The organism is Streptomyces sp. NPDC007346, assembly GCF_040703535.1.
GTDB lineage: Bacteria > Actinomycetota > Actinomycetes > Streptomycetales > Streptomycetaceae > Streptomyces.
Genome location: NZ_JBEYKR010000109.1, coordinates 1 through 24,447 on the forward strand (window position 1 = coordinate 1; position 24,447 = coordinate 24,447).

Here is a 24,447-nt window from a genome sequence, read left to right on the forward strand (position 1 = left end):
GTCACCGTGACCGGGGCTCACGGCTCTCCGCCGCTCCTCGGCGGCGCCTCCGGGACGGCTTCGGGGCGCCTTCAGGGGCGTCTTTGGGAGCGCTCCCAATACACTGTCCGTACGCTCGTCGGAGTGATCGATCCAGGACTTGGATTGACTGTACGGCTGTGAGAAATTGACCGGGAACGGGGAGGCAGCCATGGCGGCAGCGCGAGTACGGAACGGCGGACGGCCCACACTCGAAGAGGTCGCGGCCAGGGCCGGGGTCGGCCGTGGCACCGCCTCCCGGGTCATCAACGGCTCGCCCCGGGTCAGCGAAGCGACCCGCGAGGCGGTCGAGGCGGCCGTGGCCGAGCTGGGCTACGTCCCCAACCGCGCCGCCCGCGCCCTCGCCGGCAACCGCACCGACGCCATCGCGCTCGTGGTGCCGGAGCCGGAGACCCGCTTCTTCGCCGAACCGTACTTCTCCGCCATAGTCAGGGGCGTCGGAGCGGCCCTGGCGGACACGGACATGCAGCTGCTCCTCACCCTGGCGGGCAACGACCGCGAGCGCCGCCGGCTGGCCCAGTACCTCACCGCGCACCGGGTCGACGGGGTCCTCCTGGTCGCGGTCCACGCCGACGACCCGCTGCCCGAACTGCTGGAACAGCTCGGCATGCCCTGCGTGATCAGCGGCGCCCGGCACGGTTCCGAACCCCTGGCCTCGGTCGACTCGGACAACTTCGAGGGGGCGAGGGTGGCCGTCGAGCACCTGATCTCCCGAGGCCGCCGCTCGATCGCCACGATCACCGGCCGCCTGGAGGTCTACGGAGCCCAGCGCCGCCTCGACGGCTACCGCGCCGCCCTCGCCGCCGCGGACCTCCCCCCGGACGAACGCCTCATCGCCCCCGCCGACTTCACCGAGGAGGGCGGCGCGAGAGCGATGCGCGAACTCCTGGCCCGCCGCCCCCACCTGGACGCGGTCTTCGCCGCCTCCGACGTGATGGCGGCCGGCGCCCGCCAGGTCCTGCGCGAGGCGGAGCGCCGCATCCCCGAGGACGTGGCCCTGATCGGCTTCGACGACTCGGTGGTCGCCCGCCACATGCACCCACCCCTCACCAGCGTCCGCCAGCCCATCGAGGAGATGGGCCGCCGCATGGCCCTGCTCCTCCTGGAGGAGATCGCGGGACGCACGGGGGAGCGGCCGATGGTGGTGCTGCCCACGGAGCTGGTGGTGCGGGATTCGTCGTGAGGGCCTCGGGCCGAAGGTGAGGCGGCGGTGACGCGTCGGGCCGGTGTGCCGGTGGCGGGGCCTCCGGATTTCACAAGTTCTTCACGCGTTTCCGCTCCAGAAGCTAATGTTCGCTGAGTACGGCGAATGTGTGACGCACCACACACGTCACACAGCGGGCTGCCGGGTGCGTTCCGAGCGGCTGTGCATCTGGGGGGCCTCGTGCACGAGATGGTCAAGGGCGCCAACGTCGGTCTTGCGGCGCTGAGCGAGAACGTCGGTTCGGTGATGGTCAGCCTGGGGTGGAGCAGCACCACGGGCGAAGGCGACGCCGACGTCTCCGTACTTCTGCTCGACGGCGACGGGAAGGTCCGCAGCGACGTCGACTTCTGCTTCTACAACAACCCCGTGGCCGGCAACGGAAGCGTGCAACTGCTCGGCAAGACACCCACGGCCGACGGCAGCGAGGACCGGATCAGTTTCGATCTGGACGCCGTGCCGCAGGAGGTCGACAAGGTGGTCGTCGCCGCCAGCCGCTACGGCGGATCCCGCTTCGGCGAGCTGGACGACCTCCGCCTCACCCTCGCGGACAGCGCGGGCGACGGCCTGGTCCGGTTCGCGGTCGAGGAGGCCGACGAGGTCAGCGCGGTGATCTTCGGCGAGCTCTACCGTCGTTCGGGGCAGTGGAAGTTCCGGGCCGTCGGCCAGGGATACGCCTCGGGTCTCGCCGGGCTGGCGACCGACTACGGCGTCGACATCGACGACGACGCGCCGGAGGACACGCCGGAGGACGCGCGGGAACAGGGCGAGCTGGAACACGGCGAGACGGCGCCGGAGCATGTGGAGGGGCCGCCGCAGCCGGGCGCGGAGGCAGGGCCGGTGAAGGCCGCCGCGGCCTCCAGTACGGAGGAGGCCACGCGGTCCGCCGCCCCGGCCGACGCTGCCCGCGCGGACGACGCGCCCACGGCCCAGGCTCCCGCACCGGAGCCGGTCGCGCCGCCCAAGCCCGCGCGCCGGCCGCGTACGGCGAAGAAGAAGGTGACCCTCCCCCGTACGGCCAGGAAGAGCCTGGCCGACAACGAATCGTGGCGGTCGGCCCGGCTGTTCCCCGTGTCGGCGCTCAAGAGCGACCGCGAGCGCGAGACGCGGGCCACCTCCGTCGTCCTGTCCGTGATGGCCCAGGTGCCGGAGTTCGGCCGCCGCCTCACCGCCGGGTTCGGCGCCCCGGCCGGCCGGATGGAGACGTTCACCGAGGTCACCCTGCCGCACGGGGAGTCGCCCCGGCGCCCGGACGGGGTGGTCCGGGTCGAGCGGGCGGGCAAGCTGTGGACGGCGCTCGTCGAGACCAAGACCAACGGCAACGCGCTCAAGCCCGACCAGGTGCAGGCGTACATGGACATCGCCGCCCGCCGGGGCTACGAGGCCGTGATCACGCTCTCCAACGACGTGGCGCTCGAAGGTAGCCCGCTCGTCGACGTGCGGATCGACGGCCGGCGCAAACACAAGGTGGCCCTCTGGCACCTGTCCTGGGCCGAGGTCGTGCACCAGGCGCAGATGCTGATCCGCCACGAGGGGGTGGGCAACGCGGCCCACGCCTGGCTGCTCCAGGAGCTCCTCCACTACCTCCAGCACGAGAACTCCGGCTGCCACGGCTTCCAGAACATGGGAGCGGCCTGGGTCCCGGTCCGCCGGGGGATCGACGACGAGACCCTGTGCCAGGGCGATGGCCGGGCCCTGGAGGTCATCGAGAACTGGGAGCGCCTGGTACGCCAGGTCTGCCTGCGGCTGGGCGGTGAGCTGGGTCAGAAGGTCCTGCCGGTCCAGCGCGTCCGGCGCGGAGTCGATGCCCGTACGCGCCGCACCGAACTCGCCGACCACCTGTGCGAGCAGGGACGGCTGAACGCCGAGATCCGGATCGAGGGCACGCCGGGCGTGCTGGCCATCACCGCCGACCTGCGTACCGGCAAGCTCCGTACGTCGATCGAGGTCCCCGCCGCCGAGCCGGGCTACCCCCTCAGCCGGGTCAAGCGGCTGATCCGGCGGCTCTCGGAGGCCCCCGCCGATCTGCACATCGAGACGCTCGTCGACGGCCAGGGCACCGGTCCGCGCGGCACACTGGAACGGCTGCGCCCGGAGCCCGCCGACATCGTCCCGAAGGACGGGGCGCGGATCACCGGCTTCCGGCTCTCCCTGTTCAAGGGCATGGGCAACGGCCGGGGCAGCGCCGAGACCGGCTTCATCCGCAGCGTCGACGAGGCGGTGGACCGCTTCCACGCCCATGTCGTCGCCCATGTGGAGACCCCCGCCCGCCGCTCCCGCGGCGAGGAGCCGGCCGGCTGACAGCTCCCCGGTCACGCGGCTCGGCCCCCGGCCTCGGACGGGGGCCGAGCCGTTCCGCTGTTCGCCCGGCGCGCCCCGACGCCCCCGAGACGCCCGCCCCCCCACAGCCTCCAGTGGTATGGACATGACCAAAAGACAGGACTAGCCTCCGTCTTGGTCTAGACCAAGTGCGATGAGCCGTCGCCCGGTCCAGTCATCTGGTCCGCCTGTCCGCAAGCTCCACCCCTCACCCCAGGAGCACCACATGCGTAGAAAGATCACCTCCTTACTCCTCGGCCTCGGTGTCGCCGCGGTCTCCGTGCTGGCCACCTCCGGCAGCGCGCAGAGCCACGGGTACACCGACTCGCCCGTCAGCCGGCAGCAGCTCTGCGGCAACGGGACCGTCCGCAACTGCGGGCAGATCCAGTGGGAGCCGCCGAGCGTCGAGGGCCCCAAGGGGTTCCCGGCCGCCGGTCCCCGTGACGGGCTGATCTGCGCCGGGGGCAACCAGCGGTTCGCCGAGCTGGACGACCCGCGTAACGGGGCCTGGCCCACCACGTCCGTGACCGCCGGGCAGAGCCACACGTTCCGGTGGCGGATCACCGCGCGGCACGCCACGACCGACTTCCGGTACTACGTCACCAAGGACGGGTACAACCCCGCGAAGCCGCTCACCCGCGCCGACCTGGAACCGCAGCCCTTCCTCACGGTGCCGTTCGGCGGGCGGCTCCCGGACTCCACGGTCAGCCATGCGGGCACCCTGCCGCAGAAGTCGGGCAAGCACCTGATCCTCGGCGTCTGGACCGTCTCGAACACCGGTAACGCCTTCTACGCCTGCTCCGACGTCACGTTCTGAGCCGGGCGGCGTCACGGTGTGAGCCGGGTATCACTCCGGGCAGTGCCCCGGGCATCTGCCGGGGGCGTGACCCCGGGCGTCAGCCGGACGTAGAGGACCGCGTCCGGACATGAAGAAGGGGCCCCGGTCCGAAGACCGGGGCCCTTCCGTCAGGGTGAGTAACGGGACTTGAACCCGCGACATCCTGGACCACAACCAGGTGCTCTACCATCTGAGCTATACCCACCATGTCGTCCGGTCGTTTCCGACCGGCCGAGAAAAAGTGTACAGGGTCCGAAGGGGTGCTCGCGCCCCCGTTGCCCGGAGCCGCTCCACGGCCGCTCACGCGCCCGTGACCAGCGGCTTTCTACGGGGTGGCGCGGACCACTTTCTACGGGGTGGCGCGGACCACATGGCGCGCCGCGATCTCCTTGGCACGCTCCGAGTCCGGGCCGGGCTGCGGGACGAAGACCGCCTCCCGGTAGTAGCGCAGCTCCGCGATGGATTCGCGGATGTCCGCCAGCGCCCGGTGGTTGCCGCTCTTGTCCGGGCTGTTGAAGTACGCCCGGGGGTACCAGCGGCGGGCCAGCTCCTTGACCGAGGACACGTCCACGATCCGGTAGTGGAGATAGCTCTCCAGCTTCCCCATGTCCCGCGCCAGGAACCCGCGGTCGGTGGAGACCGAGTTCCCGCAGAGCGGGGCCTTGCCCGGCTCCTTCACGTGCTCGCGGACGTACGCCAGGACCCGCTCCTCGGCGTCGGCCAGGGTCGTACCCCCGGCCAGCTCGTCGAGGAGGCCCGAGGCGGTGTGCATCTGCCGCACCACCTCGGGCATGGTCTCCAGGGCCGCGTCCGGCGGGCGGATCACGATGTCCACCCCTTCGCCGAGCACGTTCAGCTCCGAGTCGGTGACCAGGGCGGCCACCTCGATGAGTGCGTCGTCCGTCAACGAGAGCCCGGTCATCTCGCAGTCGATCCACACCATGCGGTCGTTCATGCGCCCCACCCTACGGGGCGCTCCGCTGTCCCGGCAGGGCCGGGCGCCCGGGAACGAACGCGTCGGGGACCGGCAGCGAGTGCTCCGAGGAGCCCGCCGACGCCGACACGGAGACCGGGGCCACGGAGGGCACCGGGGCGCCCCTGCGGCCGGACGCCGAACCCTGGCTGGGCACGACCGTCTCCATCACCGTCGAGGCGCTCTCCGCCACCCCCTGCGGACGACGGGCCCGGTAGGCGGCCCGGTACGCGGCGGGGGAGGAGCCGAGCTGGCGGCGGAAGTGTCCGCGCAGCGCGACCGGTGAGCGGAAGCCGCAGCGGCCGGCGACCTCGTCGACCGAGTAGTCGGAGGTCTCCAGCAGCCGCTGCGCCTGAAGCACCCGCTGGGTGATCAGCCACTGGAGCGGTGCGCTCCCCGTGAGCGAGCGGAATCTGCGGTCGAAGGTCCGCCTGCTCATGTAGGCGCGCGCCGCGAGCGTCTCCACGTCGAACTGCTCGTGCAGATGCTCCAGCGCCCAGGCCACGACCTCGGCGAGCGGGTCGGAGCCGATCTCTTCAGGTAAAGACCTGTCCAGGTAGCGCTCCTGCCCGCCGCTGCGCCGCGGCGGCACGACGAGCCGGCGGGCGAGCGCGCCCGCCGCCTCCGTGCCGTGGTCGGTGCGGACTATATGGAGGCAGAGATCGATGCCGGCGGCCGTACCGGCGGAGGTGAGCACATCGCCGTCGTCCACGAAGAGTTCGCGCGGATCGACGTGCACCGACGGATAGCGCTTGGCCAGTGTCGGCGCGTACATCCAGTGCGTGGTGGCGGGCCGGCCGTCCAGCAGGCCGGCCGCCGCGAGCACGAAGGCTCCCGTGCACAGGCCGACGATGCGGGCGCCCTCCTCATGGGCGCGCCGCAGCGCGTCCAGTGCCTCGGCGGGCGGCGGCGAGGTGATCGACCGCCAGGCGGGCACCACCACGGTGCCTGCCCTGCTGATCGCCTCCAGGCCGTACGGCGTGGTCAGTTCGAGTCCACCCGTCGTGCGCAGCGGTCCGTCCTCGCCGCCGCAGACCAGCAGGCGGTAGCGGGGAACTCCCGCGTCCTGCCGGTCGATTCCGAAAACCGAGAGCGGGATGGAGCTCTCGAAGATAGGGCCGCCGCTGAAGAGCAGCACGGCAACGACTTCCCGGCGTCGCCGCCCGGTCAGCTTGCGTGCGGCCTCCGTCGCGGTGGCGGAGTCCTGGCTCATGACGCTAAGCCCCCCTCGGTGTTCGCGTCTCCCTGGTCCTTACGGGCCTGCCGCTCCTGCACGTTTCCCCTCGGTTTCGCACGTTTCCCCAGTCCCCGATTTTCAAGATCGAATCTACTGCGTCGCGTGGTCCCGCCGTGACACCTTCCCCCACTGGCGTTATGTCGATAAGGAAACGTGGCGTGAAGCGTTCGATCACGAAGCGTTTCACCCGCGAAGCGCACAGGGAAGTGCCCTTCACGAACGTGGCCCGTCCGCGTCGGGTGAAAGCGTACCGCGCGGTCTCTTCCTGCCTGGTGGGTGGTGGGCTGTCCGGCCATTCCGCGAAGGGTTCGGCCGGGATGTGAAGTTGGCTGAAAACAAGTGGTTGCGTGCGCTGCTTCCAGTCACGCCGGGCGCACAACTTCCGCCTGTCGACCGCCCCGGTGCGCTCCCTCGGCCCGGTGAAGCGTGGCGCGTTCGGGCCGCCAGGGCGCACGAGGGCGGGCTGCCGGGGTGTGGCGGGCCTCCGGGGCGGTGGTGGTCGGATTACCGACCGCTGGGTCCGCGGGCGCCGGGAACCGGCGGCACGGGCCGTCGGTCCGGCAATCGCCCGCCGGGTTCGCGCCCCGTGGTCCGGGTGGCCGCCGAACGTCCCGGAAAGTGGCCGCCGGACGCCCCGGAAAACAGGGCGGCCGTCCTCCTCCGGCCCCTCCCAGGCCCGTGTACGACACAACCGGCATTGCCATACCGGACCGCCTCGTGCATGCTCCCTCCAACGTCACGCGTGCTTTTGCGGGGGTCTGGGCGGTGGGCGAGTGACGCCGTACCCTTGGGGGTATGGGGTTGGGAAGATGATTCCCGGACAGAGCTCACCACCTGTAGACGCACCTCTCGAAACCGCTCCCTCCTCACGAGGACTCTCTTCGCCGAGACACCGATGGCCGGTCACGAAATCCCTGAACCCGCAGACCGCAAGCAGGTAGCCGACCCCCGGTCGGAGCCGCGGACGGTCGAAGAAGCGCGCCATGCGTGCGATCCCGCCTTCCGGCACGGAGTCGTGGTCGGTTTCGACGGCTCCACCTCCAGTGAGCGGGCCCTCGCCTACGCCATCGGCATGGCCGGCCGGTCGGGCTCGGGCCTGATCATCGTCCACGTGGCCAACCGGCTCCCGACGACGGTCTGGGCGGGCTGCGAGCCCCCCGTCTTCGTCGACGTCCCCGACCACCGCACCGAGGTCCTCGGTCTGGAGCTGGCCTGCGCGGACTACCTCTCCGACGTCCCCTGGGTGCTGGTGGAGCGCGGCGGCGACATCTGCCACGAGCTGGAGGAGGTCGGCCGCGAGTATTCCGCCGACGCCATCGTGGTCGGTTCCACCCACGGCATCGTCGGCCGCATCTTCGGCTCGGTGGCGGGCCGCCTCGCCCGCCGCGCCCAGCGCCCCGTCGTCGTCATCCCGTAGAGCCGTACGCGGCCTCTCGCCGAGCCGTACCCGTACGCGGCCTCTCGCCGCCCCCCGGGGCGCACGCATCCCCTGAGGGCCCGCCAGCAGGCCGCACGGGGCCACGAGTTGGGCCCCGCCCCCGTCACCGACGGAAGCGGGGCCCGACCCCTGTGCACGCGCCGACCGGCCGCCTACTCGACCGTCACCGACTTCGCCAGGTTGCGCGGCTTGTCGATGTCCCGGCCCATCGCCAGGGCCGTGTGGTACGCGAAGAGCTGGAGCGGGATGCCCATCAGGATCGGGTCCAGCTCGTTCTCGTTCTTCGGTACGACGATGGTGTGGTCGGCCTTCTCCTGGACCTGGTGCGCGACGGCGAGGATGCGGCCGCTGCGCGCCTTGATCTCCTCCATCGCGGCCCGGTTCTTCTCCAGCAGGTCGTCGTCCGGCACGATCGCCACGGTCGGCATCGCGGGCTCGATCAGCGCGAGCGGGCCGTGCTTCAGCTCGGAGGCCGGGTAGGCCTCGGCGTGGATGTACGAGACCTCCTTCAGCTTCAACGACGCCTCCCGGGCCACCGGGTAGCCCCGCACCCGGCCGATGAACATCATCGACTTGGCGTCGGCGTACTGGGCCGCCAGCCGCTTGATCTCGTCCTCGCCCGCCAGGATCTCGCTGATCTGCTCCGGCAGCCGGCGCAGCCCGTCGATGATCCGCTTGCCGTCGGCGACCGAGAGGTCGCGGATGCGGCCCAGGTGCAGGGCGAGCAGCGCGAAGGCGACCACGGTGTTGGTGAAGCACTTGGTGGAGACCACGCAGACCTCCGGGCCCGCGTGCACGTACGTACCGCCGTCGGCCTCGCGGGCGATGGCGGAGCCGACCACGTTGACCACGCCCAGGACGCGGGCGCCCTTGCGCTTGAGCTCCTGCACGGCGGCCAGCACGTCGTACGTCTCACCCGACTGGGAGACCGCCACGTACAGGGTGTCGGGGTCCACGACCGGGTTGCGGTAGCGGAACTCGGAGGCCGGCTCGGCGTCGGCGGGGATGCGGGCCAGCTCCTCGATGAGCTGGGCGCCGATCTGACCCGCGTGGTACGAGGTGCCGCAGCCGAGGATCTTGATCCGGCGCACCCCGCGCGCCTCGCGGGCGTCCAGGTTGAGGCCGCCCAGGTGCACGGTGGAGAACCGGTCGTCGATCCGGCCGCGCAGCACCCGGTCCACGGCGTCGGCCTGCTCGGAGATCTCCTTGTGCATGTACGTGTCGTGGCCGCCCATGTCGTACGACTCGGCCTCCCACTCCACGGTGGTCGGCGTGGCCGTCGTGGTCGAGCCCTCCGTCGTGTACGTACGGAAGTCGTCGGCCTTCAGGGTGGCCATCTCGCCGTCGTCGAGCGTGACGACCTGGCGGGTGTGGGTGACCAGGGCGGCGACGTCCGAGGCGACGAACATCTCCTTCTCGCCGATGCCGAGGACGACCGGGGAGCCGTTGCGGGCGACCACGATGCGGTCGTTGAAGTCGGCGTGCAGCACGGCGATGCCGTACGTGCCCTCGACCGAGCGCAGCGCCTCGCGGACCTTCTCCTCCAGGGTGTCCGCCTGGGCCCGGGAGATCAGGTGGACCAGCACCTCGGTGTCGGTCTCGGAGAGGAAGACGACGCCGTCGGCGGTGAGCTTGGCGCGCAGCTCGGAGGCGTTGTCGATGATCCCGTTGTGGACGACGGCGACCTTGCTCTCCGCGTCCAGGTGCGGGTGGGCGTTCTCGTCGCTCGGGGCGCCGTGGGTGGCCCAGCGGGTGTGCGCGATGCCGGTGGTGCCCGCGAACCGCTTGGGGACCTTGGCCTCCAGCTCGCGGACCCGGCCCTTGGCCTTGACCATCTTCAGCGTGCCGGGCTTGCCCGCCGCCGCCTTGCCGGTGATGGCGATGCCCGCGGAGTCGTACCCCCGGTACTCCAGCCGCTGAAGGCCCTCCAGCAGCAGCGGTGCCACATCACGCTTTCCGATATATCCGACGATTCCGCACATGAGTTCTCTGCCCCTCCATCGACGTACACCTGCACGTTTGCGTTCGGCGCCCCGCGCACGGGCGCCCCGGCGTCCGGCCCTGGCCGGTCAGCCGTAGACGATGCGGCGCAGCTGGCGGAGCGAGAGCTCCGGCGGCGCCACGGCGCGGTGCGGCAGCTCGGCCGCGATCCGCTCGAAGATCTCCGTGTTGACCAGGCCGCCGGACTGCAGTTCGCGGTGGCGGCGCCGGACGAAGTCGTCGGTGCTCTCGTCGAAGTACGCCAGCACGTCGAGGACCACCCGGGCCGCCTCACCGCGCTGGAGCGCGGTGGAGCGTACGAGGTGGTCGATGAGGTCGTCGTGCGACGAGCGGCGTTCAAGCACCCGTCGATATTGCGTGCCGGGGCGCTCTTACGCAAGAAATCTGCCCGATATCGGGCAGGGGAGGCTCCGGGAGGCGGCGATCAGGTCACCGGACGGTCATATCCGGCGCGTCGCCCGCCGGTCACATCCGGCTCAGGATCGCCTGCTTCGCCGTGCTGAACTCCTCATCGGTGAGGACCCCGGACCGGTGCAGCTCGCCCAGCTCCCGCAGCCGCCGCAGCAGCACGTCGTGATCGTCGGCCGCCGGTGCGGCGGCGGGGGCGGGCGCCTTGGCGAGGGCCGGGGGCCCGGCGGGCGCGTCCAACGCGGCGTGGGCCTGCGGCAGCCGGACCAGCACGGCCGCCGCGACCACGACCGCCGTGTACTCCTTCTTCGACAACCCCCACAGCTCCAGGGAGTACGGGTCGTACTTCGGCGGGGCCGAGACGGGCCCGTCGACCGGCTCGAACCGCAGATAGCCGTTCTCCATGCCGATCGAGGGCAGCCAGCGCACCCCCGAGATCCGCGCCAGCGGAAAGGACGCCGGGCCGCTCGCGGTCTTGGACTCCTCGGCCTTCCAGTTCCAGGTGAGCCGGACCGTCTCGCCGTCGAAGGACGCCGTACCGTCGCCGCCCCCGCCGGAGACCGGCAGCGAGGGCCCCGGCAGCAGGAAGCGGTCCACCGGTCCTTCGGGGACCTGCTCGATCAGCAGCGCGTTGCGGACCTCGTCGACGAAGTACTCCGCCACCCCCGTGCGGTCCTTCTCCACGGTCAGGACGTACGGGTCGGCGCCGTCCTTGAGGCGCCCGTCGGCGGCCCGCAGCACCGGGCAGGCGCCCGCGCGCAGCCGTAGCCGCAGCCGGCCGCCCTTGCGTTCCGGCTCGAACGAGATGCCCGCCAAGGCCTGTACGGGCACGGCGAGTTCGCCCAGCGCCGTCCGGACCGGGTGCGCCTTGCCCCCCGGTACGATGCGTACCGTATCGCCGTCGAACGTCCACGTTCCGTCGCGCTGGATGATTTCTGCCATGCCCGCGATTCTGCCAGCCGGCCACCGGGGCGAGCCCCGGCGCTCGACCCGCCTCCGGCCGTGCGGTGCGGAGGGCCCGGCGTTCGGCTGCCCGGAGATCCGCAGGTAGGACCGCCGAAGGGACAGGCTCGTGAGACTGCGACGTACGGATCGGCGGAAGGCGCCGCACGGCGGGGCCCCGCGCTCCACGGCTCCACATTCCACGGACGGGACCCCGCACTCCACGGACGGGATTCCAGGGCCCGCGGGCGGGGCCCCGCGCTCCGCGGCCCGGCACCGCACCCTCCCCAGGCTCCTCGGCAGCCTGCTGATCGTCGTGGCGGCCGCCTTCTCCGCCACGGGGGCGACCCCCGTGGCGACCACCGCGACCGCCGCCGCCGCTCCCCGCCCCCTCGGCCAACTGGTGCCCGTCCCCGCCGAGGTGGCGCCGGGCGGCTCCCCGTACGCCATCACCTCCACGACCCCGATCAGGGTGCCCGGCCACTCCGGCGAGGTCCGGCGGATCGGAACGTACCTGGCGGAGCTCCTGCGCCCCGCCACCGGCTACGCGCTCCCCCTCACCGACCTGGCGGGCCCCGGCGGCATCCGGCTGGAGCTGGACTCCCAGGACCGGAGCCTGGGCGAGGAGGGGTACCGGCTGCGCTCCGCGCCCGCCGGGCTCACCATCACCGCCCGCGCCCCGGCCGGGCTCTTCCACGGCGTCCAGACCCTGCGCCAGCTCCTCCCGGACCGGGTGGAGGCCGACAGCCGGCAGGAGGGGCCCTGGACGGTCGCGGGCGGCACCATCACCGACGCGCCGCGCTACGGCTACCGGGGCGCGATGCTGGACGTCTCGCGCCATTTCTTCTCGGTCGCCGAGGTGAAGCGGTACATCGACCAGCTCGCCCTCTACAAGGTCAACAAGCTCCATCTGCACCTCTCCGACGACCAGGGCTGGCGCATCGCCATCGACTCCTGGCCCCGGCTCGCCACGTACGGCGGCTCCACCGAGGTCGGCGGCGGGCCCGGCGGGTACTACACGAAGGACCAGTACCGCGAGATCGTCCGCTACGCCGCCTCCCGCTATCTGGAGGTCGTGCCGGAGATCGATCTGCCCGGCCACACCAACGCCGCCCTCGCCTCCTACGCCGAGCTGAACTGCGACGGGGTCGCCCCGCCGCTCTACACGGGCACCACGGTCGGTTTCAGCTCGCTGTGCGTCTCGAAGCCGGTGACGTACGACTTCGTGGACGACGTGCTGCGCGAACTCGCCGCCCTCACCCCGGGGAAGTACCTCCACATCGGGGGCGACGAGGCGGACGCCACCAGCCACGAGGAGTACGTGGCCTTCATGGCCAAGGCCCAGGCGGTGGTGGGGAAGTACGGCAAGACGGTGATGGGCTGGCACCAACTGACCGGCGCGGAGCCGGTGAAGGGCGCGGTGGCGCAGTATTGGGGGTACGACCGCACCGGGGCCGCCGAGCGGCAGCAGGTGGCCGACGCGGCGAAGGCCGGAACCAGGCTGGTGCTCTCGCCGGCCGACCGGGTCTACCTCGACATGAAGTACACCGAGGAGACCGAACTGGGCCTGCGCTGGGCCGGTCTGGTCGAGGTGAAGAGGGCGTACGACTGGGATCCGGCGACCTACCTGGAAGGCGCCCCGGAGGAGGCCGTCCTCGGGATCGAGGCGCCGATCTGGACCGAGACGCTGACCGACAGCACGGAGATCGAGCAGATGGCCTTCCCCCGGCTGCTGGGCGCCGCCGAGCTCGGCTGGTCACCGGCGGCGGCCCACGACTGGGAGACGTACAAGGTGCGCCTGGCCGCCCAGGGGCCCCGGCTGACCGAGCTGGGGATCGACTTCTACCGCTCCCCGCAGGTGCCCTGGACCTGACCCGGAGAAGGCGATGGGGCGAGCGCCCGAGGGGCCGTCCTCGGGGGCGTACGCGCGGTATCTCGTCGGCTCCGGAGCCTCGGCCGGTCGTTGTCGCCCGCAGAGCCTCGGCCGGTCGTCGCCGGCCGTTGTCGGCCGCGAAACAGGGGGCCTCGGCCGTTCCGGTCCCGGTGGCCTGAAAACCGGCGGCGACGACTCGCCCGGAGGTGGCCGGTTCGTCGGCGAGTCGGTGGACGGTTCCGGCCAGAGTGGAGGAGCCCCCCTCCGGATGGACCGGCAGGGTCCCCTCGGTCCGCCCCGGCGTGCCCCACGGCGCGATGAGGAAAACCACCGCGTCGCGTGATGAACTCCGGTGAGGCGAGCGGGACTTCTGCCCCGTCCCGGCGCCGCTGGAGCGAGCCGGCCCCGCTCTGCCGGCGGGTCGGAACGTAGAGGCGCGCGGTGAAACCGTACTCCGTCCCCGCGCCGCCGCTACGAAGGGTGCAGCGGCCCTCGCCCAGGGGAACGGAGGTCGACAGCCATGCGTGGCTGAATCATGCCGGTGCTTTGCGGACCGGCAGTCGGTTTGCGGCGGCTCAGCGGCCGGGGGAGAGGCGGGCGACGGCGTCGGGGAGGGCGGTCGCCGCCGTTCGGTTCCCCCGGTCGCCGCCGGATTCCGTGGCTACCACGCCCCGGTGCGGGCCCCCGCGATCGTCTCCGCCCGCAGCTGCTCCTCGCTGAGCCCACGCCGCCAGTACCCGGCGCAGGTGACCCGCCCGCGGTCGAAGCCGCGCTCGTGGACGAGGTGGCGGCGGAGCGCCCGTACCTCGGACGACTCGCCCGCGATCCAGACGTACGGGGTGCCCTCGGGCAGCTCGGCGGCGCGCACGGCCTCCACGGCGGGCAGGGCGCCCTCGCTCCGGACGAGCCAGCTGATCCGGGCCTTGGCCGCGGTGTTGAGGGCCTGCCGGTCCTCCGTCCTCGGCACCTCCAGCCAGACCCGGGCGGGCATCCTGGCCGGCAGCCACTCCAGGATGGCGGAGGCGGCGGGCAGGGCCGTCTCGTCGGCCCGGATCAGCACCCAGTCGGTGTCCCCGGGCGGCCGGAAGCGTACGGAGGTGTTGTCCCGGACGGCGGGCCCCAGCACCTTGAGCCGGTCGCCGGACGCGGCGGTGAGCGCCCAGCGGGAGGCCGGTCCGCCGTCGCCGTGGAGCGCGAAGTCGATGTCCACCTCGGTGGAGCCGTCGGCCAGGACGCGCTGGGCCCGCACGGCGTAGGACCGCATCACGGCCCGTACGTCCTCGGGCAGCGCCCGCCACTTCGGGTACCAGGCCCCGTCCTCGCCCTCCGGCACCACGGCCTCGCTCTGCCCGGGGTGCGGCAGGAAGACCGACAGGCTCTGGTCGCGGCCCCCGGCGCTGAACCCCTCGGCCCCGGCCCCGCCCAGGGTGATCCGGAGCATGGAGGGGCCGAGCCGCCTGACCCGCAGGACGGTCAGGTCGAAGAAGCGGAACGGGGCGACACGGGCGACGGCGGAAGTCGTCAACGAGGGCTCCTCCGGAACGGGTGGAGCGACGGGCGGACGGGCCCGGCTCCGGCGACGGCAATCCGAAGGAAGGTTAGCCTAACCTTGCCCAGTGGTCACGGTGGACGACTGCGTCCCCGGTCCCGCCTGCGCTCCGAAGTCGGCCCGGCAGGCGTCGAGCCCCTCCAGGGTGACGTCGACGGTCCGGTGCTCCTCCCACCCGGCCCGGTCCAGCCGCAGCCGCTGCAAGGTGACGGCGGCCCCGCGGACCACCTGCACCTGGAGCCCGTCCGGGGCGTATCCGAGCCGCCGCGAGACGCCGAGCGAGCGGTGGTTGTCCGTCATGGCGTCGGAGACGGCGTACCGCGCGCCGAGCCCGGCGAAGGCCAGATGGAGGGCGGCGGCCCGCATCTCCGTCCCGATGCCCTGCCCCTGGTGGGCGAGGCCGAGCCACGACCCGGTCACCACTTCCCGCCGTACGCCGAACTCCCGGCCCATCACGTCCTGCCGCCCCACGACCTCGCCCTCGTGGAGCACGGCGAGGGAGAGCGTCCACTCCTGGGGCGTCCACCCGGCGATCGTGCCCAGCACGTGCTGGAACACGGACCGGCCGACCTCGTCGGGCCCGCCGTCCGTCCACGGGTAGGTGAACGGCATCCGGTCCGGGGCGTGCACCCCGCCGGCGGCGACCGAGGCCAGCGCGTCGAGGAGCGCCTCGTCGGGCAGCCGCAGTTCGAGGCGGGGCGTACGGATGCGGAGGCCGTGGAGGGGCCAGTGCCGGTGGCTCATGCGGAAACATTGCCGGAAGCGAGGTCCGGCCGTCGAACGGAATTCGCTACGGCGACGGCCCCGCCCCCGGGCCGGCGCCGCAGCCCGAAGGCGCTGACGGCGGTGGCGATCAGGGCGGCGGCCAGCGGGACGACGAGCGCCGCGCGGTAGCCGTCGAGCAGGGCGGCCGGTGAAGTCCCGTCGGTCGCCGCGATGTTGACGGCGGCTACGGCGGACAGGCCGAGCGCGGCACCGAACTGGAAGGAGGTGTAGAGCAGCCCGCCCGCGACCCCCTGCTCCTCCTCGGCGATCCCGTCGGTGGCCGTGATCGTCAGGGGGCCGTACGCCAGCGAGAACGACACACCGAGCAGGACCAGGCTCGGGAGCATCGCGAGGTACGTCCGGTCCGCGCCGAGCGGCAGGAACAGCGCGTACGCGAGGGAGGCGAGGAGCAGCCCGCCGAAGATGACGCGCGCGTTGCCGAACCGCGCCACCAGCTTCGGTGTGAGCAGCGGGGACAGGATCGCGTCCACACCGATGACGATCAGGGCGAGGCTCGTCTGGAGGGACGACCAGCCCCGCAGCTCCTGGAGGTAGAGCACGGCGATGAACTGGAAGCCGAAGAAGCCCGCCGCGAAGAGCAGCCCCGACACGTTGGCGCGGACCAGCGACCCGTTGCGGAGGATGCCCAGGCGGACCAGCGGCGAGGCCGAACGGCGCTCGATGAGGACGAACGCGAGGAAGAGGAGGAGGGCGGTGCCGATCGTGCCGGCCGTCCAGGCGGCCGGGACGTGCGTGGCCCGCTCGACGCCGAAGACGAGCAGCAGGATGCCTCCGGTGACGGTGACCGCCCCGGCCAGGTCGACGCCCTGCCCGGTACGGTCCGGCCGTGGCGACCTGGGGACCAGCGCGAGGGCGGCGAGGAGGATGACGAAGGAGAGGACGACCGGGGCGAAGAACACCCAGCGCCAGTCGATGGCGGACAGCAGGCCGCCGACCACCAGGCCGATGGAGAAACCGCCCGCCGCGGTGCCGGAGTAGACGAGCAGGGCCTTGTTGCGCCGCGGACCCTCCGGGAAGCCGGTGGTGATGATCGACAGGCCGGCCGGGGTCATGAAGGCGGCGGCGACACCCGTCACGAACCGGGCGAGGATCAGCATCCAGCCCTCGGTGGCCAGCCCGCCGAGACCGGAGAAGAGCAGGAAGACCACGAGCCAGAGGATGAACATCCGCCGCCTCCCGAACAGGTCGGCCGCCCGGCCGCCGAGCAGCATGAAGCCGCCGTAGCCGAGGACGTACGCGCTCATCACCCACTGGAGGGTGCCGGTGGACAGCCCCAGGTCGGCGCGGATCGCGGGCATGGCCACGTTCAGCATGGCCACGTCGATGCCTTCGAGGAAGATCGCGCCGCAGAGCACGAGCAGCACGCCCCATGCGCGCCCGGTCATGCGGGCGGTGCCGGTGCTCGAAAGGGGCGGTGGTGTGGACACGGGGCTTCTCCTTGGAGAGAAAGTGGGCATAACGAATCGCCGCAACAGCGGTGTCTGAAAAGGGATATGAGAAAGTCAGGGCTCAAACGGAGTCTGTGGAGCCCGAGTTACCGGCGCGCCGGTCGGTTCCGTCTTGTAACCACTCGAAGCATGCGGCACGCTGGGGAACCATGGAAGAAGGCACTTTGAAGTCACCGAGTGACTCCGGCGATACCGGAGTTGAGCAGGGCTTCGACATCAGCAACTGGGACGTACGCGAGGGCTGCGAGGTGCGGCAGATCCTCGACCGCGTCGCGGACAAGTGGTCGCTGCTCGCCATAGCGCACCTGGAGCGCCGGACGCTGCGCTTCTCCGAGCTGCGCCGGCTGATCGACGGCATCAGCCAGCGCATGCTGACGGTGACCCTGCGCCAGCTCGAACGCGACGGCCTGGTGCGGCGCACGGTCTACCCGGTCGTCCCGCCGCGCGTGGAGTACGAACTCACGCCGATGGGCGCGACCCTGCACACGACGATCCGGGCGCTGGTCGACTGGACCGAGGACCACCAGCAGGAGATCGCCAGGGCCCGTGCGGAGTACGACCGCCGCCAGAGTGAGGAGGTGGCCGGTACCACGTCCGCGTGACGTCTTCGGGACGGGCCTGTTGTCCAGGTCTTCCCCTGGCGGCCCGCTCCGGGAAAACTGTGCCGAGCACTGTGGTGCCCGCGCCCGGACGGGGGTCGGACAACGTTGTCATCCTTCCTTGGTCATCCATCCACCCCCGCCATCCATCCACCCCCGCCATCCGCCATCCCGCCGTCCCGGGGCGCCACGTCACACCGTCCACCTTCCGCCTGCCCCGAGAGGACCGCTCATGCGGGAACCCACCGCCGCCACCGGACCCCCGATGCCCCGGCCGAGACGCGCCCGGCTGCGCGCGGTCGCCGTAGCCGCGCTCACCTGCGGCGCGCTGGTCGCCGGCCTGACCCCGGCGACCGCCACGGCGGCCGATGTCGCCCCGCGCGCCTCGGCCATCAGCGCGTACGACGCCGTCGACCCGTTCATCGGCACCGAGTTGGACCCCACCCAGAACAAGGGCAACAGCGCGTACGGCAACACCTTTCCGGGCGCGACGACCCCGTTCGGCATGGTCCAGTCGAGCCCGACGACGTACCGCTCCTCGGACGGTGACCAGAAGGGCGGGTACGAGTACAGCGCCGACAAGATCCGGGGCTTCGGCATGACCCGGCTCTCCGGCACCGGCTGCGAGGGCCGGTTCAGCGCCTTCGACTTCCCGGTCCTGCCGTACACGGGCCCGCTCGACGGGGGCGCGCTGCCGACCAGCCCCGGCACGGAGATCGCCCCGTACTACCTGGACTTCGACCACCGCGACGAGAGCGCCGCGCCCGGCCACTACACGGTCGGCCTCGGCAACGGCGTGGAGGCGGAGCTGACCGCCACGACCCGAACCGCGGTCAACCGGTACGAGTTCCCGGCCCGCGAGGACTCCTCCACGCTGATCCTGGACGTGGCCGGCTCCAACAACCGGGTCTTCGACAGCGAGGTCACGGTCGAGGGCCGCACGGTCAGCGGCTGGGTCGAGACGGCGTCGGTCTGCGACGAGGGCGGGCGCTACCGCGCCTACTTCTCCTCGACCTTCGACCGCGCCTTCACCTCGTACGGCACCTGGCAGGGCGGTACGGTCACCCCCGGCGCGGCGACGGCACGCGGGGGCGAGGCCCGGCACGGTTCGGGGGCGTACCTGGTCTTCCCGAAGGGCGCGACGGTCACCGCGCGGACCGGGCTGAGTTACGTGAGCGTGGCGAACGCGGCCCGCAACGCGGCGGAGGAGACCGGCGGCCGGAGCTTCGACCAGGTGCGGAAGGCGACCGCGAAGGTCTGGAAGGACGCGCTGGGCACGGTGGCGGCGACCGGCGGCACGAAGTCGGAGCGGGTGAAGTTCTACACGGCGCTCTACCACTCCCTCCTCCACCCGAACATCGCCGACGACGTCAACGGCCAGTACCCGGGCCACGACGGCAAGGTCCGCAAGGTGGCCCCCGGGCGGCACCACTACGTCACCTACGCGGGCTGGGACATGTACCGGGGCCAGGCCCAGCTCATCGCCCTGCTCTTCCCGAAGGTCGGCTCCGACATCAACCAGTCCCTGGTGGACCTGGTGAAGCAGACGGGCGCCTGGCCCAACTGGCCGCACCTGAACCAGTCGCAGCAGAAGATGAGCGGCGACTCGCTCCAGGTGGTGCTGTCGTCGATCGACGCGTTCGGCAGCGTGGACTACGACCGCAAGGCGGCGCTGGCGTCGATGCGCAAGACGCAGTCGCTGCCGGCGGACACGACGAAGCGGGCCCACGCGCAGCAGTATTTCAGCGCCGGGTTCATCGACAACGGCAAGGGCGACTCGGCCACATCCAAGACCCTCGAGTACGCGATCGACGACTTCGCCATAGCCCAACTGGCGGGCAGACTCGGGGAGAAGGACACCCACGACCAGTTCATGGCGCGAGCGCAGAACTGGCAGAACCTGCTCGACCCGCAGACGCAGCGCATCCGTCCGCGCAGCCGCAACGGCTTCGACCGCTCCTTCAACCTCGGTGAGCGAGGCAACCAGTTCGAGCAGGCGACGGGGTACCAGTACGGGTGGATGGTCCCGCAGAACATTGGAACGTTGATCGAGAAGCGCGGCGGGACCGAGCCCGTCACCCGGGACCTGGACGAGCACACCAAGGCCCTGGACGCGGGCGTGTACGACACCACGGGCGCCTACCTCTCCAACCAGCCGAGCTTCTCGATGCCGTACGTCTACAACTGGCTGGGCCGGCCGGACCGGACGTCGGAGGTACTGCGCCGGGCGACGGACGAGATGTACGGCACGACCCCGTCGGGCCTGCCGGGCAACGACGACCTGGGCTCGCTCAGCGCCTGGTACGTGTGGGCCAGCCTGGGGATGAACCCGACGGTCTACGGCACGGCCGACCTGGTGCTCAGCTCGCCGATGTTCGACCGGATCACGATCGACAGCGCGGACAGCGACCGCCGGATCACGGTCAGGGCGCAGGGCGCGGCGGCGGACAAGCCGTACGTCACCGGGCTCAAGGTCAACGGCCGCCCCACCACCAAGTCCTGGCTGGACGAGGACTTCGCCCGGTCTGGAGGCACGCTGACGTTCACCATGGACGCGGCGCCGAAGACCTGGGGTACGGGGGCGGCCGACGTGCCGCCGTCGTACACGGAGGGCTCCGACGCCCGCAACAACGTCGGCTCGACCCCTGGCGGCCAGGGCGGGCTGGGCTCGCTCGACCTGAGCGACAACTCCCTCTCCCGCGAGAAGCTGGCGGCGGCGGGCGCGGCCCCCGGCGCGAAGCTGCCGCTGAAGGACACAGGCGTCACCTTCACCTGGCCGAAGACGAAGCAGGGGCAGCCGGACAACTGGATCCCGCACGGCCAGCGGGTGAACCTGGCGGGCAGGAACGGCAAGGGGACCAAGGCGACGGGCATCTCCTTCCTCGGCCTGGCGACCAACGGCCCCTCGCAGGGCCTGGCGACGGTGGAGTACGAGGACGGCTCGACGCAGAACGTCGCGGTGCAGTTCACCGACTGGACGCCCGGCACCAACTACCTCTACGGCAACGTCCCGTTGGTGGTCACGGAGGGACGTAACAAGGTGGACGGCACGTCGGACACGACGCGCACGGTGGTCTTCGGCACGGTCCCCCAGGTGCTGGACCCCGCCAAGCGCGTACGGTCGGTGGTCCTGCCGCAGGGCACGGACCGGGGCATCATGCACATCTTCGACGTGGCCCTGACGACCGACCCGGACCTGGAGGCGCCGGGCGTCACCCCCGAGCGCATCGTCCTCACCCCGACCACCACCCCCGCCACCTCCCAGGCGGTGACGTGGCGGACGGGCAGCGGCACGACGCGGGGCGAGGTGCGGTACCGGGAGGCGGGCTCCGACGCGGCCTGGCGCACGGCGAAGGCGACGACGAACGAGGAGCTGCTGAGCAACGGGGTCCCGACGCGCACGCACTCGGCGGTGATGGGGGGCCTGAAGCCGGGGACGCCGTACGCGTACCGAGTGGGCACGGGGACCAAGCTGAGCGAGACCTACACCTTCACCTCCGCCGGCGACCCGGGCGAGGAGTTCACCTTTCTCTACTTCGGCGACGCCCAGAACGACCTGAAGGCGAAGTGGGCTCCGGTCGTCGACCAGGCGTACAAGCGCTTCCCGCAGGCGATCGGCAGCGTCAACGCGGGCGACCTGGTGGACTCGGGCGGCAACGACGGCCTGTGGGACGAGTGGTTCGGTGCGATGAACGGCCACAGCCAGACGACGAACGTGATCGCCGCGCCGGGCAACCACGAGTACAACGCGGACCTGTTCCTGAAGACGTGGAAGTCCACCTTCGCGTACCCGGCCAACGGCCCCACGGCCGTACCGGCGAAGGACGACACACCGGCCGAGCGTCAACGGGCGGCATACGAGGCCCACATGGCGAAGTCGATCACCGAAACGGCCTACTACACGGACTACCAGGGCGTCCGCTTCATCACCCTCAACGCGAGCACGCACGACGCACGCGAACTGATGACGCCGCCCGATCTCCCTCCCTGCTCGTCCGGCTGCCCGGACCCGCAGAAGCTCTGGCTGGACCTCCAGGCCCGCTGGCTGGACCAGATCCTGGCGGACAACCCCAACAAGTGGTCGGTGGCCACCTTCCACCAGCCGGTCTTCTCGGCAGCGGTCGGCCGCGACGAGAAGCCGATCCGCGACGCGTGGCTGCCGGTCTTCCAGCGCAACGACATCGACCTGGTCCTGATGGGCCACGACCACGTCTACGCCCGCGGCTACGTGAACGCGGACGCGACGGACACACCCGGGGTGACGACCGGCCCGGTATACACGGTCGCGATGGCAGGCCCGAAGTATTACGAACTGTCCCCGGCCGACGACAACGTCTGGACCCGCAACGGCGCCACCCAGGTGGCCCGCGAGGCCCACACGTCGACGTTCCAGGGCATCACGGTCACCAAGGACACGATCCGCTACGAGGCGGTGGTGGCGGCCAAGTGGGACGACAACTCGACGACGGACAAGGAGGTGGGGGAGACCCTGGACGCGTTCACGATCACGAAGACCGACGACGGCGTGAAGCACGTGACGGAGGACGGGGTGGCGGTGCCGACCGTCGCGCGGCGGTAGAGAGCTGGGACTGCTCCGGGTAAGCGGTCGCCTCGCGTGGGGCGGCCGCACTCCCGGGGTGACGTCGGATGGGGGCCGAGTGCACGGGCGCAGCGACTGCGCCCGTCGGGCCATCTCCGACTGGCGGGGTAGCCACCTGGATTCCCACTTGCTACCCCATCGGCATGATGCACGAGGCGCTGCCGCATTCGGCGACCTGAAGCTGTCGGCGCCGCTACGGAAACCGACCCAGGCGCTGGAGTGCTGCCCTGGATACGCCCAGTGTGAGGTGCGGCCGGACTCATGGGCCGGGTGCCGCAGACGACGCGGTCTACGAGATCAGCCGACTCGTGAATCCGGCTTCGACCAGCCGCTCGTACGCTGCCGCCACGTTGTTCGGGATGGGCTGCTCGATCATGAAACCGTGCGCCGGGTAGACAAGTAGCCGCTGGAGGGTCCCGACGAGCATGTCGATGACCAGCCGATCGTCCCCGATCGAGTCCACATACTCCTCGAACGTCATCGGACTCGACGCGCTGACGACGTCCACGTCCGGCCACAGCTTGCGGGCCGTGGCGTACGCGCGCCGCTCCTCGTACGGTTTGCTGACCAGCAGTACGGAGTCCACATCCGCACCGGCCTCCGCGAGAACGGCCCGCGAGAAGCGGATGTTCTCCCCGGTGTTGCGCGCCTTCGGCTCGACCAGCACGGCGGATTTCGGCACGCCGAGTTCGAGGGCCCGCTCCCGGTAGTGCACGGCCTCTCCGCGTGGCATCCGTGCGCGGGTGGTGGGGCTGGTCGAGCCGGTGAAGACGATGACCGGGGCCAGCCCGCGCAGGTAGAACTCCGCACATGCGTCGGCCACCCCGAGGTCGTGGCTGCCGAGCCCGACGACGGCCGAGCAGGGGCGGGCTGTGTGACGCATCAGGTGGTGGTCCCACACCTGCCGGGCATCGGCCCACGACTGGGCAGTGATCAAAATGGCCGGCCCTTCTTCCGTGCCGAGTCAGGCACCGTGAATTCGTACGTCCACCGAAACCTGGATGCGGCATGGACACCGATGGCGAACTCGACCACTGTTCCGTCAGCGGTGAACGCGGTTCGGTGGAGTTCTACCACGGCTTCACCACTTGGAAGCTGGAGCAGCTTCACCTCCTCCGGTGTCGCGGAGCGGGCGAAGAGATCCTCGCGCATGTGATCGATCTCGTACCCGGCGTCGTACAGGACGCGGAACCCTCCACCACGGCCTGCAGGGCCGGGCGCCGGGTCGACGAGTCGGGTGCCCTCGACGTGTTCGGGTCGGTAGTAGCTGATCAGAGCATGGGTGGGATGGCCGCCTTCCTTGACCAGGCGAGCACGCGCGTATACGGCGGATCCGGGCTGCAGTCCAAGTGCAGCGGCAATGACCGCTGAGGCCTGGATACGGCTGACCGTCTGCGTCTGGTCGCCACGGTTGTGCGGTCGTCCCGAGGCGACCCGGTCCGCGATGAAGGCGACTTCGTCGCCGTCGCGCCACTTCGCCTTGTCGTAGCGGTCGATGCCCAGCCGCTTGAGAGCGGCCGGCGGCCGTACGACAGTGCCGTGACCACGCGAGGAAGTGACCAGGCCTTCCGCCTCCAATGCCTTGTACGCCGCATGGACCGTCGACTTGGAGCCCTCGCCCGTTGCCACGAGATCCCTGATGTGCGGCAATCGCTGGCCCGGCGCGTACTCGCCACTCCTGATGCGTTCGGCCAGCTTGTCGGCCAGGTCTCGCCACTTGGGCGCCATGCGTCGCTCCTCTCAACAGGAGCAGTCAAACACAGCAACGATCCACTTGACAGTCCCAGGACTGCGAGTAACAGTGAGGTCGCTGACGGTTGTAGTCCCAGGACTGAAGGGGTGCGTTCGAGATGGTGGACAGCAGTGGTGGTCGGCGGAGACTCTCTCGACTCATGAGAGAGCTGGGCAGCGACGGAGTCCTCATCGTTCCGAAAGATGACCCCGGCCAGGACGACGGCGACCTTGTCCCCGGTGCTGCCCTTCGGTGGCCGCCCTGCCGGTGCGGGCATTCGCTGTGCCCCGACCTCGTACCGCCGGAGGGTGACGGGTGAACCCCTACTGACACATCCGCCTCGGGCGCCCGGGTTCGTTGCCTGGGGGGCGGGGGGGCTGGCAGTAAATCAAGGGGGGCCGGCCGGCCGGCCCCGCTCCCCGGCGGTGAGCATCCGCGGGTCCGCGCTCGTGCCCCCCCCGGAG

Annotated in this window: 18 protein-coding genes and 1 tRNA gene; 8 read left to right on the top strand and 11 right to left on the bottom strand. The window is 71.3% G+C overall.

Annotated features, from left to right (window positions below; genetic code table 11):
* Positions 1 to 190: 190 nt before the first annotated feature.
* From AB0917_RS24680 to AB0917_RS24690, 3 genes are all read left to right on the top strand, one after another.
* Positions 191 to 1,222: a LacI family DNA-binding transcriptional regulator gene (locus AB0917_RS24680; protein ID WP_366821835.1), complete on the top strand. Its 1,032-nt coding sequence runs from the start codon at positions 191 to 193 to the stop codon at positions 1,220 to 1,222.
* 210 nt (positions 1,223 to 1,432) lie between these two features.
* Positions 1,433 to 3,541 carry a TerD family protein gene (locus AB0917_RS24685; protein WP_366821850.1) on the top strand — a complete coding sequence of 703 codons (2,109 nt, stop codon included), beginning with the start codon at positions 1,433 to 1,435 and terminating at the stop codon, positions 3,539 to 3,541.
* 244 nt (positions 3,542 to 3,785) lie between these two features.
* On the top strand, positions 3,786 to 4,376 hold the full coding sequence (locus tag AB0917_RS24690; RefSeq protein ID WP_366821836.1) for a lytic polysaccharide monooxygenase auxiliary activity family 9 protein: 591 nt from the start codon (positions 3,786 to 3,788) through the stop codon (positions 4,374 to 4,376).
* Between the two features lie 153 nt (positions 4,377 to 4,529).
* On the opposite strand, the gene AB0917_RS24695 is transcribed toward AB0917_RS24690, so the two are convergent.
* The 3 genes from AB0917_RS24695 to AB0917_RS24705 form a co-directional block, all read right to left on the bottom strand.
* A tRNA-His gene (locus tag AB0917_RS24695) sits at positions 4,530 to 4,602 on the bottom strand.
* A gap of 144 nt (positions 4,603 to 4,746) precedes the next feature.
* Positions 4,747 to 5,352, bottom strand: a complete 606-nt coding sequence (orn, locus tag AB0917_RS24700; RefSeq protein ID WP_366821837.1) for an oligoribonuclease — start codon at positions 5,350 to 5,352, stop codon at positions 4,747 to 4,749.
* A 10-nt stretch (positions 5,353 to 5,362) separates the two neighbouring features.
* Entirely contained in the window at positions 5,363 to 6,583 is a 1,221-nt protein-coding gene (locus AB0917_RS24705; protein WP_366821838.1) for a helix-turn-helix domain-containing protein, read from the bottom strand.
* Between the two features lie 182 nt (positions 6,584 to 6,765).
* Here AB0917_RS24705 and AB0917_RS24710 point away from each other — a divergent pair, with 182 nt between their 5' ends.
* On the top strand, positions 6,766 to 6,930 hold the full coding sequence (locus tag AB0917_RS24710; RefSeq protein ID WP_366821839.1) for a hypothetical protein: 165 nt from the start codon (positions 6,766 to 6,768) through the stop codon (positions 6,928 to 6,930).
* Positions 6,931 to 7,502: 572 nt separating this feature from the next.
* Positions 7,503 to 8,024 (top strand): universal stress protein, encoded by a 522-nt coding sequence (locus AB0917_RS24715; RefSeq protein WP_366821840.1) that lies wholly within the window; start codon positions 7,503 to 7,505, stop codon positions 8,022 to 8,024.
* Between the two features lie 173 nt (positions 8,025 to 8,197).
* Here AB0917_RS24715 and glmS read toward each other — a convergent pair whose 3' ends face one another.
* The 3 genes from glmS to AB0917_RS24730 all read right to left on the bottom strand — a co-directional run bounded on the left by glmS (position 8,198) and on the right by AB0917_RS24730 (position 11,396).
* The gene (gene glmS / locus AB0917_RS24720) at positions 8,198 to 10,027 is read right to left on the bottom strand and encodes a glutamine--fructose-6-phosphate transaminase (isomerizing) (protein ID WP_366821841.1); all 1,830 of its coding nucleotides are present in this window, start codon (positions 10,025 to 10,027) and stop codon (positions 8,198 to 8,200) included.
* Positions 10,028 to 10,114: 87 nt separating this feature from the next.
* A complete protein-coding gene (locus AB0917_RS24725) occupies positions 10,115 to 10,390 on the bottom strand; it encodes a hypothetical protein (RefSeq protein ID WP_018488852.1) in 276 nt (91 codons plus the stop codon).
* A gap of 121 nt (positions 10,391 to 10,511) precedes the next feature.
* Positions 10,512 to 11,396, bottom strand: coding sequence for a DUF4429 domain-containing protein (locus AB0917_RS24730; RefSeq protein ID WP_366821843.1), 885 nt, complete (start codon positions 11,394 to 11,396; stop codon positions 10,512 to 10,514).
* A gap of 316 nt (positions 11,397 to 11,712) precedes the next feature.
* On the opposite strand from AB0917_RS24730, the gene AB0917_RS24735 reads away from it, so the two are divergent.
* Positions 11,713 to 13,269, top strand: a complete 1,557-nt coding sequence (locus tag AB0917_RS24735; RefSeq protein WP_366821852.1) for a beta-N-acetylhexosaminidase — start codon at positions 11,713 to 11,715, stop codon at positions 13,267 to 13,269.
* A 661-nt stretch (positions 13,270 to 13,930) separates the two neighbouring features.
* Here AB0917_RS24735 and AB0917_RS24740 read toward each other — a convergent pair.
* The 3 genes from AB0917_RS24740 to AB0917_RS24750 all read right to left on the bottom strand — a co-directional run bounded on the left by AB0917_RS24740 (position 13,931) and on the right by AB0917_RS24750 (position 16,989).
* The gene (locus tag AB0917_RS24740; protein WP_366821844.1) at positions 13,931 to 14,794 is read right to left on the bottom strand and encodes a siderophore-interacting protein; all 864 of its coding nucleotides are present in this window, start codon (positions 14,792 to 14,794) and stop codon (positions 13,931 to 13,933) included.
* Positions 14,795 to 14,872: 78 nt separating this feature from the next.
* Positions 14,873 to 15,562, bottom strand: coding sequence for a GNAT family protein (locus tag AB0917_RS24745; protein ID WP_366821845.1), 690 nt, complete (start codon positions 15,560 to 15,562; stop codon positions 14,873 to 14,875).
* Positions 15,559 to 16,989, bottom strand: coding sequence for an MFS transporter (locus AB0917_RS24750; protein ID WP_366821853.1), 1,431 nt, complete (start codon positions 16,987 to 16,989; stop codon positions 15,559 to 15,561). Before AB0917_RS24750 ends, AB0917_RS24745 begins: the two co-directional genes overlap by 4 nt.
* 212 nt (positions 16,990 to 17,201) lie before the next feature.
* On the opposite strand from AB0917_RS24750, the gene AB0917_RS24755 reads away from it, so the two are divergent.
* Positions 17,202 to 17,654, top strand: a complete 453-nt coding sequence (locus AB0917_RS24755) for a helix-turn-helix domain-containing protein (RefSeq protein ID WP_366821846.1) — start codon at positions 17,202 to 17,204, stop codon at positions 17,652 to 17,654.
* A 229-nt stretch (positions 17,655 to 17,883) separates the two neighbouring features.
* On the top strand, positions 17,884 to 22,230 hold the full coding sequence (locus AB0917_RS24760; RefSeq protein ID WP_366821847.1) for a GH92 family glycosyl hydrolase: 4,347 nt from the start codon (positions 17,884 to 17,886) through the stop codon (positions 22,228 to 22,230).
* A gap of 310 nt (positions 22,231 to 22,540) precedes the next feature.
* Here AB0917_RS24760 and AB0917_RS24765 read toward each other — a convergent pair whose 3' ends face one another.
* A complete protein-coding gene (locus AB0917_RS24765; protein ID WP_366821848.1) occupies positions 22,541 to 23,188 on the bottom strand; it encodes a YdcF family protein in 648 nt (215 codons plus the stop codon).
* Positions 23,185 to 23,979, bottom strand: a complete 795-nt coding sequence (locus tag AB0917_RS24770) for a GntR family transcriptional regulator (protein WP_366821849.1) — start codon at positions 23,977 to 23,979, stop codon at positions 23,185 to 23,187. Before AB0917_RS24770 ends, AB0917_RS24765 begins: the two co-directional genes overlap by 4 nt.
* Between the last annotated feature and the right edge of the window lie 468 nt (positions 23,980 to 24,447).